Source organism: Sphingobacterium sp. xlx-130 (genome assembly GCF_011007405.1).
Taxonomy (GTDB): Bacteria; Bacteroidota; Bacteroidia; order Sphingobacteriales; family Sphingobacteriaceae; genus Sphingobacterium; species Sphingobacterium luzhongxinii.
In genome coordinates this window covers 53,899-71,372 of sequence record NZ_WFKN01000011.1, presented here as the reverse complement: position 1 = coordinate 71,372, position 17,474 = coordinate 53,899, and the positions used below count along the sequence as shown (strand labels likewise).

General features: G+C 41.4%; 13 protein-coding genes. 7 read left to right on the top strand and 6 right to left on the bottom strand.

Annotation, left to right across the window (positions count from 1 at the left end; genetic code table 11):
* Positions 1-26: 26 nt before the first annotated feature.
* From G7B18_RS16905 to G7B18_RS16885, 5 genes are all read right to left on the bottom strand, one after another.
* Positions 27-512, bottom strand: coding sequence for a CPBP family intramembrane glutamic endopeptidase (locus tag G7B18_RS16905; RefSeq protein ID WP_164123554.1), 486 nt, complete (start codon positions 510-512; stop codon positions 27-29).
* Between the two features lie 192 nt (positions 513-704).
* A complete protein-coding gene (locus G7B18_RS16900) occupies positions 705-1,094 on the bottom strand; it encodes a VanZ family protein (protein ID WP_164112819.1) in 390 nt (129 codons plus the stop codon).
* Positions 1,095-1,194: 100 nt separating this feature from the next.
* The gene (locus G7B18_RS16895; protein ID WP_164123552.1) at positions 1,195-2,430 is read right to left on the bottom strand and encodes a hypothetical protein; all 1,236 of its coding nucleotides are present in this window, start codon (positions 2,428-2,430) and stop codon (positions 1,195-1,197) included.
* An 82-nt stretch (positions 2,431-2,512) separates the two neighbouring features.
* A complete protein-coding gene (locus G7B18_RS16890) occupies positions 2,513-2,965 on the bottom strand; it encodes a helix-turn-helix transcriptional regulator (RefSeq protein WP_164112821.1) in 453 nt (150 codons plus the stop codon).
* Positions 2,966-4,045: 1,080 nt separating this feature from the next.
* A complete protein-coding gene (locus G7B18_RS16885) occupies positions 4,046-4,321 on the bottom strand; it encodes a GIY-YIG nuclease family protein (protein ID WP_240452891.1) in 276 nt (91 codons plus the stop codon).
* Positions 4,322-5,001: 680 nt separating this feature from the next.
* Between G7B18_RS16885 and G7B18_RS16880 the strand changes: the two genes are divergently transcribed.
* Both G7B18_RS16880 and G7B18_RS16875 read left to right on the top strand, forming a co-directional pair.
* Positions 5,002-5,802: a sigma factor-like helix-turn-helix DNA-binding protein gene (locus G7B18_RS16880; protein ID WP_164112822.1), complete on the top strand. Its 801-nt coding sequence runs from the start codon at positions 5,002-5,004 to the stop codon at positions 5,800-5,802.
* A 2-nt stretch (positions 5,803-5,804) separates the two neighbouring features.
* On the top strand, positions 5,805-6,899 hold the full coding sequence (locus G7B18_RS16875; protein ID WP_164123548.1) for a hypothetical protein: 1,095 nt from the start codon (positions 5,805-5,807) through the stop codon (positions 6,897-6,899).
* A gap of 7 nt (positions 6,900-6,906) precedes the next feature.
* On the opposite strand, the gene G7B18_RS16870 is transcribed toward G7B18_RS16875, so the two are convergent.
* Entirely contained in the window at positions 6,907-9,372 is a 2,466-nt protein-coding gene (locus G7B18_RS16870) for a phosphocholine-specific phospholipase C (protein ID WP_164123546.1), read from the bottom strand.
* A 129-nt stretch (positions 9,373-9,501) separates the two neighbouring features.
* Between G7B18_RS16870 and G7B18_RS16865 the strand changes: the two genes are divergently transcribed.
* The 5 genes from G7B18_RS16865 (at position 9,502) to G7B18_RS16845 (ending at position 17,474) form a co-directional block, all read left to right on the top strand.
* Positions 9,502-10,674: a hypothetical protein gene (locus tag G7B18_RS16865; protein WP_164123544.1), complete on the top strand. Its 1,173-nt coding sequence runs from the start codon at positions 9,502-9,504 to the stop codon at positions 10,672-10,674.
* A gap of 101 nt (positions 10,675-10,775) precedes the next feature.
* Positions 10,776-11,345, top strand: a complete 570-nt coding sequence (locus G7B18_RS16860) for an RNA polymerase sigma-70 factor (protein ID WP_164112826.1) — start codon at positions 10,776-10,778, stop codon at positions 11,343-11,345.
* A gap of 59 nt (positions 11,346-11,404) precedes the next feature.
* Complete coding sequence (locus G7B18_RS16855) at positions 11,405-12,367, top strand: FecR family protein (protein ID WP_164123543.1); 963 nt, start codon at positions 11,405-11,407, stop codon at positions 12,365-12,367.
* Between the two features lie 4 nt (positions 12,368-12,371).
* Positions 12,372-15,764 (top strand): SusC/RagA family TonB-linked outer membrane protein, encoded by a 3,393-nt coding sequence (locus G7B18_RS16850; protein ID WP_164123541.1) that lies wholly within the window; start codon positions 12,372-12,374, stop codon positions 15,762-15,764.
* 18 nt (positions 15,765-15,782) lie between these two features.
* Complete coding sequence (locus tag G7B18_RS16845; RefSeq protein WP_164123538.1) at positions 15,783-17,474, top strand: RagB/SusD family nutrient uptake outer membrane protein; 1,692 nt, start codon at positions 15,783-15,785, stop codon at positions 17,472-17,474.

The following is a 17,474-nucleotide window of genomic DNA, read 5'->3' as shown; positions in this document are numbered from 1 at the left end:
TATCTTTCATACATGGCCCCATTTTTTTACAAACTCTTCTTGATCAAAACGCATAAATTGATCAATATATGTAGAGCTGCAGTATGCCATACTGCATGTTTTCGTTCACGCATTATTAAATAAAACTGGGCGAAAATCACACCTCCGAAAAAAAAGTATATAATACTGTGCAGTTGATAATTATGAGATAAAGCAAATAACGATGCAGAGATAAAAATCGTTAGTCCCTTCCACTCATCAAAAAACGTCCACTTGAATAGCAGACCAACGATTCCAAACTGAAAAATCAATGTTTCTAGCAGAGGTGCGACAAGCAGTGCCGATATTATTTTGCCAGTCCCCAATTGCTCGATATCATTCTCTTCGATATCTACGCCAAGTAGCTCTATCAGCGTAAAATAATGCAGAAATGACAGCAAATAATACGTAACTATCGCCAGTACATACAAATAAGGTACAGGCAAACTGTACAGCCGCTGAATATTCCTATTTTGTTCGGCCATTTCATTCATAGCATAACAATGCTAAAACAATATTTTATCCAATAGATGAATAATCCATGCGATAAAACCGCATATCATACGTATGAGACTAAGTATAAAAATCCCCATAACCTAACCAAATATTTTAAAGAGATAGACTAGTAACAGATAGATTATGACTCCTGCTGCTGCTCCGATGATGTATTTTTGATTTTTTTTCATTTATTTATAACTAGTCAGCTTATTTGAGATTGTTAAATCAGCTCCATGTAGTATTCTAGTGCTATAAAAAGTAAGTACGGCACCTATTGTAAGGGCTGTTATATCTAGCCAGTCGAACGTGCCAGACACAAAACAGGAGTATTGTAATACCTCAATAAACACATATAGCCCCCACACCAACACAATGTCCTTGAAGTAAGATACTAACGGCCTATTTCGCACCGATAGAATTAAAAAGTATACCCCAGGTACAAAGACCAGATTATTTCCAGCATCGGCTAAGCCAAAATCCTGCAAATCGCACTCGTACGCATATGGTCTGTAGATAGAACTCAGCCAGTAACCTCCCCAAAGGAAGGTAAGACTAAGCAGAATGTAATACTTCCTCATTTGACCGTTTATTTATTACCTAAGCATTTTCACAAAAATAGTCTTCCACAAGCACGATACCTACAACCTGTAGTTGTATTTGGAAATACCCGTACAGCGGCTACCTATTGTACGGGTATTCTTGTATCCAGTTAAACTCACGCTTTCTCAATTCAAACTCTTCGGGCTTCTGCTTGACCAGCTTGACCACTTCGGTACGATCCTCAAAGGACTTCATCAGCATGATATCTCCATTTTCCAGCACGGTATAATCTAGCGTATAGTTATTCAGTGAGATCGTCTTGTCCCCGGGGTTAATCTTGGCCTCCAGAGCGGTCTTTTGGTAGTATTTATCCCGTACTGAGGCATGCCCTTCGTATTCGAAAACGATGGACATCCAATCTTTGGGGATAATGGTACGCTCGGCAGCATTATCTTCAACACGATAAATTCCATACAATGCCGATTTTTTGAAATAATGATCCATCAGCTTGTGCCTATTCAACAGGCCGGAGACTTGCTGTATCAAGAATATCAGGAGTACGAAAACCTTAACCCCGATCATTAGTTTATTTTTCCAAGGCTTAGCATATACAGGTTTGGCGACAACATGTAGCTGAGCGGGCTTGCCCTGTATCAAAAGGGCAAGTAAAGGCCGGATGTGAGGCAATAGCAGAAATAACGATAAAGCAAACAATGCTGTTGCGACGATCTTGACCGGAACATCAAAGAAATAGTTGGTCGTCATGATATTGATACTCACGGTCATGGTGATCAATGCTCCTAGCACCATAGTCCTTCGGAACAACAGGAAGCCCGCGAATATCTCTACCATACCTACGAAAATATTATACCCTGCCGAATAGCCGAAATAGGTCCACGCTAACCCCATGGGAGAAAACTCACCCAAAGGCTGCATCAGTCTACCCAGCCCGGGAGGAGGCATCTGCGAATGTGTCAATTTGATCACTCCATAGTTAATCAGCATAAATGCGATGTAATACCTAGTGATCGCTGTCAACCAATAGTAACAGGTATTATAGCTCTTTCTGTCTCTATCCAGCACAGACCAGATTACTGTACCCAGCACCGCTAACACTAAAAAGAATACTAAAGAAACCCAGTCATAAGAAGTGTCCCCACTCCCATTGGTATATATAGCGTAGTCGTACGGATAATCTAGGATATGCGACGAGAACCAATGAACCAGCTTACGCAGTGGAGGCATAAGAGGCTGCATGATGTACTGCATAAAGGGAAAGGCACCATTATTCTTAAAAAGAATAAAAGACAGAATAAAGATAAACGCAAAGCGAAAGCCGATTTTAGTCGAGACGGTCCAAGGCTGATTGATCATAGTTTATAATATAGCTTCTCGTAAGAGGTTGCTATAAATATAAACAAATGTTTCCTAATTTATTGAACTAATATTTATTGGTTTAAGATTTAGGTTTTAAATACTTTTTATAGTTACCTTCTTTGATATAGTCTAAGCCCCCTTCTTTGCAGTAGCCTGTCAGGTAAACGGAGTACTTATTGCTATCCGCTTTATCGGCATCAAGTTCCTTGATCACATCGGAGACACGTCTAGGCGTTTCAAAAAAATCAGACTCATAAACGAGATAGTCCAACTTTTGATTCTTTTCAATACGCTTTTTGGATTCGGGCGAAAGGCCAAAGAGTGGGGCCAATTCGATGTCACTCTCGAATACATCACGAGGCTGGATTTGTAATGCGCGACAAATAAGCAAAAAGTTATTAAGCGTAGTGCCTCTTCCTTTTTCGAGAAAAAGAATAGTATTGATAGTCAAACCGGTCATATCCGCTACATCATTTTGCGAATAAGAAAGAGCTTCCCTCCTTTGACGGAAAACATCTCCTATTTTAATCAAAACATCTTTATTTGTTGCACTCACAAAACAAATAGAACGAACATTTGCGCAAACAATATATTTATATTTAAATAAATTATTTGTTTTGCTGAATTTTATTTCTATCTTTGATTAGAGATAACCAATACTTATATATAAACATGAAAGACAAACTATATAAGAACATCGTTAAATCCCCTGTTTAATCAAAGCAGGCGAATTACAGACAGAGGTATTAAAAAGCAACAGCATTAGCGCCCAATTTTATACAAAAACCAATTATTGCTTAAAATCCTCCATTATTTTTAGTTCACGTCATTTATGTTTTTAGCATGAAACAGGAACAATATTGCTCTTTGACATATTGGTATGGGTAAAAAACATTTTGAGGCTGCTTGTTCAGCCGTAGGGTGAGGGCATATTGCCACTCACTAAGTACCCTTAATATTATTCCTTTAGATGCTCACAGTTTGTAGGGTAGGAACAACCACATTAAAGATAGAGTCCTGTATATGGTCCCCTGTAGATGAATACAGTTTGTCCGCTAGCCGTCACCCTAGCGGAACGCAGTGCAGTCGAATGGGTCTAACGACATAATAGTTACTCCTTGACAGTTCATAGATTTAACTACGTTGAGCCCTTCGGGGTTCTCTATTCCGCGTTGCTCCAATCGAGATGACGTAAGGAAGTAAGCAAAAACAATTTGTAGGGTATTGACAATAACTGTGTGGCCTAATCAATAATGCCTGCCGACAACCACAATTTTAGGGTATTAACAATCGAGACTCGGAGTTTGAATAAGGTCCTATATAAAGTAATCACAACTTATCCTCCTAGCCGTCATCTCGACCGTAGCGGAGAACCCCGAAGGGCTCTGCGAAGCAAGATCTAACAATATATTATCACAATTTGTAGGGTAATAACAACAAAACCACCAAGCAAAATACGAAAGGACTACCTGTAGGTCTTCACAATCCTCGAACTATACCGTCATCTCGACCGCAGCGGAGAGATCTAACGATATGCCTATCAGATTTCGTAGGGTATAGTAACAACAAGTTCCTCCTTAATACTAGAGATACGCCGAATAATAACAGCTCTTTACCACTCCTTAATATCCTCCCAGAGGTCATTCCACTGCGGATTAAGTTTGTTGATGAGATTTTCTTTCTTGGAGCGATTCCATTTCTTGAGTTGTTTTTCTCTGTCTATGGCTTCTTCAATAGTAGGAAAGGATTTATAATAAACACAGAGACAAGAATTATACTTACTCGTAAACAAATTGGGATAGCGCTTCTGGCGATGCTCAACCAACTTGGAGTATAAATCAGAAGTAACTCCAATATAAAGCACCGTTCGGTTTGCATTGGTTAACATATAGATTACACCACCTCTTTACATAGGATTAAGATACTAAAAAAATTAAACAACACACACGAGGCTGCTTGTTCAGCCGTAGGGTGAGGGTGTATTGCCACTCACTAAGTACCCTTATATTGAAAACATACAGGGTACCCTGTAGATGCTCACAATTTGTAGGGTATTCCCAACTACGCCGTCTGTAACATATCCTTTGTAACGCCTGTAGATGCTCACAATTTGTAGGGTAGTAACAACTAGTTTCCTTTGCTTTCATGTGATTTGGAACCTGTAGATGATCATAGTTTGTAGGGTAGTAATAACTAGTTCGACTTTATAATAAAAAGATTTACGCCTGTAGACTATTACAGTTAATCTCTATCCGTCATCGACCGTAGCGGGGGGATTTAACGACAATAGTCACCCCTATATAGTTCATAGACCTCTCCACAAGGTCGAGATGACGGGGTGTACGAAGCGTTCGCAATTCATTGGAAAACAACGACACAGACCCAGGAAATTCACTAAGCCACTACAACTATTAGGATACTTACAACAGGCGTGAGAAACTTTTACCCCCATACCGATAAGTCCAGCAAAATAACACACAACTGCGATAGCCTTGGCAACAAAAGATAAAACCAGCAAAACGCCAAGGTTATTCGCAGCTATTTGACAACAGACTAAACAATCAAGACATGAAGCTATGCAACACACAGCTCCACCTCTCCTTACTCAAGGAGGGGAAGGAGAAAGGTTTGGATTATTTTTACAAAAAATACTTCGACACATTCTGCTATCGGGCCGAACGTGCCACCGAAGACTTGTGCGCAGCAGAGAGTATTGTTCAGGAGGCCTTCTTTCGTCTGTGGCTCTTCCGAGAACAGATCGAAGACAGTGAAGCCGTATTTAACTTTCTAAAAAAACAAATCCGAGCGGCGATTGGTATATACTTCACCAAAACAAGGAATAGATTTCAAAGGAGCTTACTTCGATTGGATGGTATTGACGACTATCAGGAATTTATGCTAGGCTATGACATGGAAGAAGAAAAAGAAATAGACACAATATACATCGAACGCCTAGAAGAGGAAAAACAGGCTCAGCTTGATAAACTTAACAACCTAATCCCTCACCTATCCGAGCAACAGCAGCAATTCATCAGGCTTTGCCTTAAATACAGTTTTAACTACGAACGCATAGCCTATTATTTGGGCGGTATATCGGACTATGAAGTAAGTATTCAGGTAGAGAAAACCATTGATGCACTAAAGGCCATTTTCAATAGTCAAGACAAATTAAACCTCTTGAATAAACCGACAAAGCTGACATTGGAAGGCGAATTTTCTGATGAACAAGCCGAAGTGCTCCGTATGCGCTACGAGATGCAGATGTCTTTCGACGAGATTTCCGAATCGCTCCAACTAAATTCCTCCATCGTTAAAAAAATATTCATAGAAGCACGAACAAAAGTTAAACCTACTAAAAAGACCGCATAATCATGGAAAAAGACACTATCGTACTCACTAGAAAAATACAGTTACACATTGACTCGGACGACAAGGAAAAACGATCCGAATATTACAAGACATTATTCGAGTGGCAGGATGTCGTATTCCGCGGCGCGAATATGGTGATGTCTCACCAGTACATACAGGAGCAGATGAAAGACCTGATCTACCTACAGGATGATGTGAAAATCAAACTAGCCGACCGCAACAAGGATGAAGAAGGCATACTGAACACATCACGAATGAATACGACCTATAAAATATTGTCCCGTTATTTTAAGGGAAAGATTCATTCCGATATCCTATCTAGTATCAATATGACACTCATCAAGACTTTTAATAGTGAACGATTGGATTATTGGAAAGGCATAAAGTCGCTGCGGAACTACAAGAAAGATATGCCCATCCCCTTCTCGGGAAGCCAAATCAAGCTCAGTAAGGATGAAAATAATAGAGATTTTAAATTCACACTTTTTAAAATTCCCTTCCGAACCTATCTAGGTAAAGACCGTTCGGACAAGCGGGTATTGTTGCAGCGGGCACTTGTAGGTCAAATCAAGATCTGCGGTAGTTCCATCAAGATCGTAAAAGGTAAAATCTTCCTGCTACTGGTATTAGAAATGCCCAAGAAACAACACGAGCTAAAAGATCATATTATTGCCGAGGCTTCATTAGCTGTAGAACATCCTATAACCGTACAGATTGAAAAAGACAACTTTCAAATAGGCAGCAAGGAAGAATTTCTTTACCGCAGAATTGCCATTCAATCTGCTCGTCATCGTTTACAACGAGGGGCTGCATTCTCCAGAGGTGGGCATGGGCGCAAGAAAAAGCTAAAAAGTCTCGAACATTATAACGAAAAAGAGAAAAACTACGTCGACAACAAACTACACCTCTACAGCCGAAGACTGATTGATGTCTGTATCAAAGCCCAAGCAGGTACATTACTACTCGTCAACCAAAGTCTAAAAGAAGAAGTTGCTAAAGAAGACGAGTTCTTACTGCGCAACTGGTCATACTATGGCCTTATTGAGAAGATAAAGTACAAAGCGAATATGGCCGGGATACAGGTTATTATTGAATAAAAGACTTTCACGCCCCCATTAAAGGATCTGTCAGACTATCTTTACCATTTTCTACTCGACCGGCATACCTTCTGCTATACGGAGATTTCGGGTCGAGGTTCTTAATTTCAAGATCGTACCAACGGTATGTACTTTTTGTCTTGACTTTGATTTCCTTTGTCTTAGATGAAGCAATCACGATAGGAGCAGCATCTGCTTTTTTGTAATGATCTGTAATCTGAAGTGTGATCGCATGACTATTTCTATTGTGAATAGTTAAGACAATTTCTTCATCAGAAGCCCTATAGGACTGCTCGATCAGGATATTATCGGATTTTCGGTTTCCTCGGTACGATCTGTAATAACCGTTTGGCCCGTGTAATACCAAGTGATAGGCCTGCTGTTCAAAATCGTCCAGAGACCAAGCGTAAGAAACAGACTTTCCGGCTGAAGTAGCAAAGGCCCAGTTGGCCTTCTCTTTTTTGTATCCATGCGCATAGACGTTGAAGGCTGCTCCCAAAGACTTTTTCTTGAAATACGATGCGGAAGCTTCCATACGCAATACCAACTGCCCGTCTTCCACATGCTCTTGGACATATAACTCGTAGTTAAGGGCATTGGACGGTTTCGTGCCTTGCTCCTGCACAGGAAGGAAATGTCGGCTTTCTCCTTGCTTTATGAGCGCACGCTCTTGCTCATCAAATTGGTGAAAATTGTTGGGAAGAGGTTTCTCCCGGGCATTGTTAATCGCTAAGATCTGCCTGCCGCGATCCAGAAATTCGGGAAGTTTGAAGTTCCCTTTTTGAAAAGGTCTGAACGCAGATGTTAGATCGCCCGTGATCGCCCGTCGCCAAGAACTAATATTATCCTCGACAAGATTGACTTTAAATTTATGTTGGACAAAGTGTTCTACAAACTGGATGGTCGATGTAATATCAAAAACTTCGGAATTGACCCATCCTCCTCGAGACCAAGGTGAAGCGATGATAAGTGGTACCCGATACCCTAGCCCCACAGGTCCTTCGGTAGCGTAGCTTGGATCTATGCCGTAAGCAATCTCTTGTTCCTTTGTCACATACTCTGTACTGTAATCCAGATCGGCACTGGTCGCTCCTGTACTAAGATCGCCCGGTTTTGGCGCCACGAATGGCGGTACATGATCGAAGTAACCATCATTCTCATCATAGTTAAGGATAAAGATGGTCTTCTTCCATACCTCCGGATTTTCGGTCAAAATCTGCAAAAGCTCGGATACATACCAAGCGCCATACATGGGAGCACTAGGATGATCAGAAAAATACTGCGGCGCGACCAACCAGGATACAGTAGGTAGCTGGCCCTGACGTACATCTTCTCTGAACTGATACAGGACATCCCCTTTGGGCACGACAATCTCTTGCCCGTCAATCTCTACGGTCTGTGTGTTATGATAGTCTGGATCGCATTCATTGGTTTGAAAAGCACGCTGGTGCAGGGACTTGGTATAATCGTCCAGCTGGTCAAACTTGGCCGCATTATAATTTTGATACTCTTGTTTAAAACTATTAAGCTGCTGTTCCTTTTGCTCAATTTTCTGCTTTAGCTTTTGATCATTGCGATTGCCCAGTTCATCCTTCATCTTTTGGATTTCGGAAGGCAACTCCTGGATTCGTCGCTGATAAAAATCAATATGGCTTTTTTTGAACCGCACCTTATACTGGCTAAACCATTCCAGATTATTGTCGGTAAAATTGCCAAGCCAGCTTTCATCTGCACCGCTCAGATCATTCTGTACGCTGACTTCATTTTGATACACTTTCCAACTGATGTTATTTTTCTCCAGTAACTCAGGGAATGTACGCCAATGTGCTTCCTTATTGAAGTATACATCCGAATTTCTAACCAGAGGTTTTGCGCCCTTTTCAGGAACACATTTGCCTGTCCAAAAAAAGTGCCTATTGGTCGTAGTACCTGTAATAGATGAACAGAAGTGTTGATCACAGATCGTAAATGCATCTGCAAAAGCGTAATAGAATGGGATATCTTCACGGGTGTAGTATCCCAATGTCAAAGGTAGATCCCGATATTGCTTATTACCGGACCGCTTGGATTCTAACCAGTTATCAAACTTCCCATTATTCCACGCTCCTATCTGATTTTCCCAGGAATGAGGCAGATCACGTGTCCAAGCTGCATTGGAATTTTTGATATCAAGACGAAACGGTGCATAGGTGTCACCATTCTTATTGGACTGCAACCATACCGGATTTCCGTTGGTCAGGCGTAACGCTCTAGGGTCATTGAAACCGCGAACACCACGGAGACTGCCAAAACTATGATCGAACGACCGATTTTCCTGCATGACCATAACGATATGCTCCGCATCCAAATAAGTGCTACCATACTCGGGATCAATGCGCAATGCGGCCTGAATCGAGGATGGAAGACTATTGAATAATCCCAAAGAACCCGCCAACATTCCTGCCTTTTTTATAAAATCTCTTCTGCTTTCCATTTAGATTGTTTAAAGTATGAAGGTGCCCATGGAGAGCACCTTCTAATATAGTTTTAATAGATTTTATTTCAAAATCCACATCAGTTGATTGAAATCCCTAAATTTGGGCGACGTAGAATTTGTACACGTATGGAAAGAAATACCCCTACTCACATCTCTCTAACAGGAGAAAATAGCCACAAAATAGTAATCCCTCCTGGACAGGGTAGTTTCTCTATAGGCACAAAAAATATCTCCAAAGGGAAATATGATGTATTAGTGACGGCAGATAGTACAATCAATTGGGATGTATTCAATGAGATGTACACACCACATGGCAAGCAAAATACAGACCGCTACCCTTGCGGTGACTGGCCACGTTTCTTTTACTATTCTGGAGATGACAGCGGTTTTATCCAATGGTCTGAAAAACGGAGAATAGAGAGTCTAAACTGGAGCCCGATAAGCTCGTTGAAAGCCGATTTTACAAAAGCCAATATCGATACGCTCACCATACATGTAGGAGATAATCCGATCGAATTAATACTTGGGGAGAATATTCTAAAACTACATCTTAACGGAAACATAAATAACATCACTATAGGAGCAAGTCCAGGCACTACACTTGTCCACTTCTCTCCAGATGCTGACGCCAACACTATATATGGCTTACCAAATTTTCCCTCTTTAAGCAATATTGCTACCTCAATCCACCTAGACAATGCCATCATAGGGGCGGCTTTCGACTGCGCTAGCCTAGTACAGTTTAAAAAAATGAGCAGTCTGAATCTACGTGGCAATATAACAAATCCGCAAGCCTTAGCACAATTACCAAATTTGGAGGACTTAGGCCTTAGGACAATACCTGATCTAACAGGACTACCTTCTCTCGCAACGTGGAACAAACTCAAAAGTTTCATCGGTTGGAATATCGAAGAAACCAAGGGCAAAATCCTCCAGCAGGAACTGAAAGCCCTTTTGAAAGAAAAAGAAATGGAGTATTCATCAGTATCCAAACTGCGAAAAAAAACATGGTTTACAACGGAATATGGGATTCCCTTTACCAACTGGGATGGAAATAATGCAAAAACAGCGACAAAGGCCTACAAAGTGGCATTGAAAGAGATTAACAAAGCTAAAACCGAAAAAGATGTCAAGCTAGCCATCGTAAAACTAGTCCAATTGATCAACACCTTGCCCAATATCGAAACTGTCGAGCGTGAAGATACAGGTACCGCAGTAGAACAGCTAGTCGCCTCCTCCAAGCTCAACCTAACACAGGAGCTCGCTGCTCAGTGGTTTGATGAGGTTCGGGATTTTTAAATCTGTTACATTCAAGATACGCAATCGATTGTCTTTGTCGGGAATATTTAGGAATGACTATTTCTTCCTATCTTGTTCATCTCCTAAAATGTGATACGGCCATGAATAATAGCGTAGAACGAAATGCAGAACGTATTTTCAGAACATTATTCGATCAGTATAAGAACGATATCTTCGCTTATGCATATCGTTTTTTTCGATCACGCGAGCAATCCGAAGAAATTGTACAAGATGTCTTCGTGAAGATCTGGCAAAATATTGACACTATAGACCTCGAAAACAATGTAAAATCATACATCTTCACCATAGCCCGTAATACAACTTACAACAAATTAAAATCTTTTGCTATACAGCAAACCTATCTGAATGATATATTCTACCGACATGTAGCGTCTTCTAATACGGTAGAAGAATTAGTACACTACCGCGAGCTAAAACAGGTGTATGATCAGGCCATTTCGGCACTGCCTACACAACGCCAACGTATCTTTAGACTGAGCCGCGAAGAGCACATGTCGCACGAAGAAATAGCCCAACAACTCAATATATCAAAGAATACAGTAAAGGATCAAATCGTCAAATCGCTGAAATTCATTAAGCAATATTTAGAAAGCAATGCCGAACTGACTACGGTCATTGCGGTCTTCTACCATTATCTGCAAAAAAAATAATTTAGAGCGTCGTCCCTCTACCCAACTTAGTTGTATTAACTCTTATACAATACAACTATATGACCAACCAAGAAGTAAACGAATTATATTTAAAATTTGTCGCGGGCAAATGTACCAAAGAAGATATAGATCATCTGATCGAGATTCTGAAATCCGACACCTACCGTGATGCCTTTCCAGAGATCCAACAGATCGATAAGACATTGCCCGATAATCTCGCTCTGGATAAAGACCGAGCGGAACAGCTGTATCATACGATCATTCCTCACATGGCTACAAATAGAAAGATCCTAGCCTGGAGAAAATGGTTATCTATCGCAGCAGCATTGATCGCCATTGGTACGGTATCGCTATTATATTTAAAATTCAAAGCATCTGCTAACGAGGAGGTAACCGCTTTTGAGACCTCAAAAAAGAAAGAAAGCTTTTACCTCCCTGATGGATCGTCTGTAACACTAAACACGGGCTCTCGTCTACGATTAGCAACTGACTTCAACAAAGATTCGCTACGCGAAGTATGGGTGGAAGGAGAAGTCTATTTTGATGTGGCTCATAACAAAGCTAAACCTTTTGTAGTACATACGCTGACCGACATGAATATCAAAGTTTTAGGAACTTCCTTTAACGTACAATCTTTCAATAATAAATCTATGGTTATCCTGGACAAGGGGAGTGTTGAGATACAGACCGCGAACCAGAAAATAAAGCTACAACCAGGCGAGAAAATCGCATTCAATCCAAATGAAAATAATTTATTAAAATCAAAAGTAGACAAACAGTCTTATACGTCTTGGACAAACAATGTTTTATCTTTTGAAAACAGGCCTCTATCAGAAGTCATACAAAGTATACAATATCTTTATAACTGTCAGATACAGATCATGGACACTAATTTCGCTGCCATACGATTCACTGGATCCATACCTAAAGACAGTCTTAATCTTTCGCTGCAAACGTTAGAACAATCGCTCAATTGCCGTATTGAAAAGAACAATGAACAATATATTATAAAACCACTATAAAATTATGATCAAAATTTTAAACCACCTTGCCAAGCCAGCCTTTCTCTGGGTGACACTCGGCATAGCGACACCCACTCATAGCTGGGCTATCGGTATCAACGAGACAGTCGTTCTCCAATCACGTGTCTCCACCTCCTCCATAGGTCAACTACTAAACAAGATGGAGAAAAAATTCAACATTAAGTTCAGCTACAGTCCAGATTTGTTGAAATCAATAGCTCTAAAAGATACTGACATTGAAAAATTATCCAAAAACGAACTGATCCCCTTTCTCGAAAAGGCTATCGCGCAGCCGGTATCTATCAGTAAACTGAATGAACATCTGTATACTATAGCGCCTAAGGATAACACACCTTCACAAATCAGACAACAGCAACAACAGATCAGCGGTACCGTAACCAATCAAGTGGGGACACCGATAGAAGGAGTGAGTGTTACCATACTAGGCAAGAATCATAGCACATTAACCTCCGCAAATGGTCGATTTTTGTTAGAAGGGGTCGTATTACAAGACAAACTGACATTTACTTCTTTAGGATACGAAAGAAAGGAACTCACGGTAACAAGTTTTGACGATATACAGATTGAATTGCAATCATCCAATGTCGGATTGGATGAAGTCGTTGTCGTGGGATACGGTAATCAGAAAAAAAGAAATGTCACCGGCTCTATCTCTTCGATATCGGGCAAAGATATTGCAACATTTCCAACATCGAATATTACCAATGCCTTAGCCGGTCGTGTGAATGGCGTATTTGCCAGTCAACGGAGCGGCGCCCCTGGTTCAGGATCCGACATCGTAATCCGGGGTAAAAGCACAACAAACGGAACTTCTCCATTATATGTCATTGATGGTATTCCGAGGACATTCAATGATTTCCAGGCACTCAATAGCGAAGAAATCGAGACCATTTCGATACTCAAAGACGCTAGCTCCGCTGCTGTATACGGAGCTAGGGCGGCTAATGGAGTGGTATTGGTAACCACCAAAAGAGGAAGCAACCAAGATCCAGTAATAGTGTACTCATCCTTTGTCGGAAAAGACACCTATACCAGAGTACCAAAAAGAATGAATGCCTATGAGCATGCCATCTATCGGAATCGCGTGGCGACATTTAATAACCTACCGACCACAGATCCTAGCTATTACACGGACGACGAAATAAAATACTTTAAAGACAATAACACGAACTACGATTGGTTTGAGGGCGCTTGGCATGACCCGGTATATACCAAACATGATCTCAGTATCAATGGAGGAAGTGAAAAAATAAACTACTTCTCCTCCATCGGATATTACTACCAAGACGGTGCTTTCAATAACCTGAACTATAATAGATATAACCTGAGATCAAATGTCGATGCCAAAATCGCTAAAAACTTAACAGCTTCATTGAACCTCGATGCTTCGTTGCAGGAAAGAAGCCGTCCATACTGGCCTTACGATGGCGGTGATGATGACCGCTTATACGACCTCTATCGGGCCCTGCTCAATAAACCCTCTATGATGCCATGGAAAATCGGCGACAAGTATGTTCGGGCCTATCAACAGTGGAACCCCATAGCGCTGATCGATAATGCTGGTTTTAGCAAATGGAACCGTAATACCTTTAACGGGTTATTAAGAATAGACTATAACATCCCGGGAGTGGAAGGCCTAAAAGTAAACGGAACAATGAACTACCGTAAATACTATGACTACAACAAGACGTTGAGAAAAAAATATGATGTGACTGAATTTGAGATGACAGGAGGTCATAATCACATCGTCACCGATAAACCCCTGAACAGTCTACAACTAGGAGATTGGGATAATAGTACATTTGCTTCCTTCAACCAAAACAACTCATACACCATGAATCTATCGGTCAATTACGATCGTACATTTGGTAAACATGCTGTGACGGGCTTACTTCTCTATGAGCAAAGTGAAGGTACTACGGCCTATCTCTATGGCTTCCGTAACAAAATGCTGTCTACATCCATAGAGCAGCTCTTTATAGGTGACGCGGCGGCGGCAAATAAAGACGCAACCGGCACTGAAACCGAAACTGGCCGTCTAGGCTACGTCGGAAGGTTAACGTACGGATACAACAACAAATACCTCTTGGAGGCGAACTTTAGATATGATGCTTCTTTAAAATTTGCTCCTGAAGGACGTTGGGGGTTCTTTCCTTCCGTCGCTGTCGGTTGGATTATGTCGGAGGAATCGTTTATAAAAGACAACTGGCAATTTGTCGACAACCTTAAACTCCGGTTATCTCACGGGTTACTCGGAAATGATGGTGGGGATCAAGTTTCAGAGTATGGCTACATCAACCGCTTTAGTACGACCGCAGGCGCCGTATTTGGCGGGGCGACTTCTGGAATCCTCCCAGGTGCATTACCCAACTACGCTATCACCTGGGAAAAAACCCGTATTACTAATGCAGGGCTTGATTTCAGCTTTCTGAGAGGAAATCTCAGCGGTTCCTTGGAGTATTTCCAAAAACATACTTATGATATCTTGGGAACCCGTATTGCTTCTATACCGAATACTTTCGGTGCAACCCTGCCCCGCGAAAATTATGGTGTAGTAGATAATTATGGAATAGAAGCCTCTCTTCGCCACGACCGAAAGATTGGCAATGATTTCGCATATTTCATCGGTGGTAATTTTAGTTTTGCCCGCAACAAGGTCAAGATGTGGGATGTATCTCCCGGAGCATTTGACTATCAACAACGCGTAGGCAGACCGATAGACTTTATAACGGGTTATCAAGCAAATGGTATCGCACGTACCGACGCAGATCTTGTCGGCTTACCTACCTACTCGGGATTTAACTACAGTAAAGGAGATGTTATTCTACTAGACCAGAATGATGATGGTAATATCACTAGTGCAGACATGGTCGTCCTGAGCCAAAAGAGCATGAATCCTGAAATAATCTACGGGATAAATCTTGGTGCAGCATGGAAAGGACTCGATATCAATGCTTTCTTTCAGGGAGTAGCCAATAGGGAAATTATGTTTCCGAATAGAGGAGATCTATGGGACGAACAAGCAGTCTTAAGCATATTCAATGATACCTGGTCTCCAGAGACTCCAGATGCTACATACCCACGTGTAGGAGGTATCGGCGCTAGTAGTATCGGTGCCAGTAGACAAGCGTCGTCTTTCTGGATGCTGAATGGCAACTATATGCGGTTGAAGAATTTAGAACTAGGCTACACACTACAGGAATCATTGATAAAAAGACTCGGTATCAAAGGCTTGCGTCTATATGTATCGGGAAACAATCTAATTACCTTTGATAAAGTGGATGTCGCCGATCCAGAAGCCATCAGCGGAAACTACGGGGTCTACCAGTATCCGATCATGAAGAGTATAACGGGTGGACTTTCTTTTAAATTTTAACGATTAACACGATTAACGATGAAAAGATTTTCAACATTATATAACCTTATTGCTGTAGGTTTGATCACTTTCAGCTCCTGCAGCAAAGTACTAGATAAAAATGATCTATCCGCAATCAGTGAGCCTTATGTCTGGTCAGATCCAAAATTGGCGACAGCTTTTGCCAACAGTATCTATATGACTATCCCCGGATGGAACACAGGTCTATTTGACGCAACCGACGAAACTGCCAGGAGGAACCAATGGATTGACGGAACTACCACCATTGACAATGGAGGTCCTGGATATTGGCCTTATGCACAAATTAGGAATATGAATATTTTCCTGAAAGAAATCGATGGTCCCCAAAGTACTATAGCGGAAGATATCCGTCAAAAACTACGTGGACAGGTCCGCTTTATCCGGGCATATACCTATTTCGAAATGGTAAAACTGTATGGAGGTGTGCCATTAATCACTACAACTCAGGATCGCAATGACGATCTATTGATAGAACGTAGTAGCACAAAAGATTGTTTCGACTTTATCATCAACGAACTAAATCAGGCAATAGAGGAGCTTCCGATTAAATATCCTGCAGCTGAAGATCTTGGGAGAATAACGAAAGGTGCGGCATTAGCATTAAAAGGCCGGATCCTCTTGTTTAGAGCCAGTCCTCAATTCAACCCAAGCAATGCTACGATACATTGGGAAAATGCCTACCAAGCCAACAAGGATGCGCTTCAGTTTCTAGACGTTAATGGTTACGGACTTACCGCAAAATACAGTAACCAAGAGCTATTCCTAGCGGAAATGAATAAAGAGGTAATATTTGCGATCCGCTACCTACAACCGGGCCGAACCCAAAATCGGGATGCAGCTGTACGCCCCATCGATTTTACAGCCAATGCCACAGGCGCCAATCATCCTATCCAAAAACTGGTGGACGCATTTCCCTTAAAAAGTGGTAAAAAAACACAATGGAATGCAGCTCAACATGCCGGTAATGCAACTTTGAGTTGGCAGAATAGAGATGACCGATTCTACACAACCATCGTGTACAACGGCGTAAACTATTTAGGTACAACCATGGCTCTATATGACAATGCGCAAAATGGGTATGCTTATGGTAAACAAAATGGATCCATAACGGGTTATTATTCGCGCAAGGCTATAGACGAATCGCTCGATATCACAAATTCACAGATCTCGGGAACGGATTTTATAGAAATGCGATACGCAGAGGTCTTGATGAATATGGCTGAAGCTGCCATGGAGAGCAATAAGCTAAATGAAGCATTTGACGTACTTAAGACCATACGTAAGCGTGCCGGAATCAACGAGACGACACCTGGTGATATTGAACTAGCGGGCAAACTATATGGTTTAGATCCGAATATGGGACAAGCTGCCATGCGTCAAGCTATACAGGATGAACGCTATATCGAATTCGCATTTGAACAAAAACGTCTTTGGGATCTGAGACGTTGGAAACTGATGGATCAGATCATGGTCGGACAGCAAAAGAGATTTGCACTGGTCCTGCACCAGCAAGCAGGAGAACCGGGAGGTTATACTTATACGCTGACAGAAAAAGATTTTTCGCCTATGATCTATAATCAAAACATGTATTTCTTGCCTCTTTCTACGGCAACTTTACAGGGCAACTCCAAGCTGCAACAAACGAAAGGATGGGGCAATGGAACATTTGATCCATTGGCAGGAATGTAA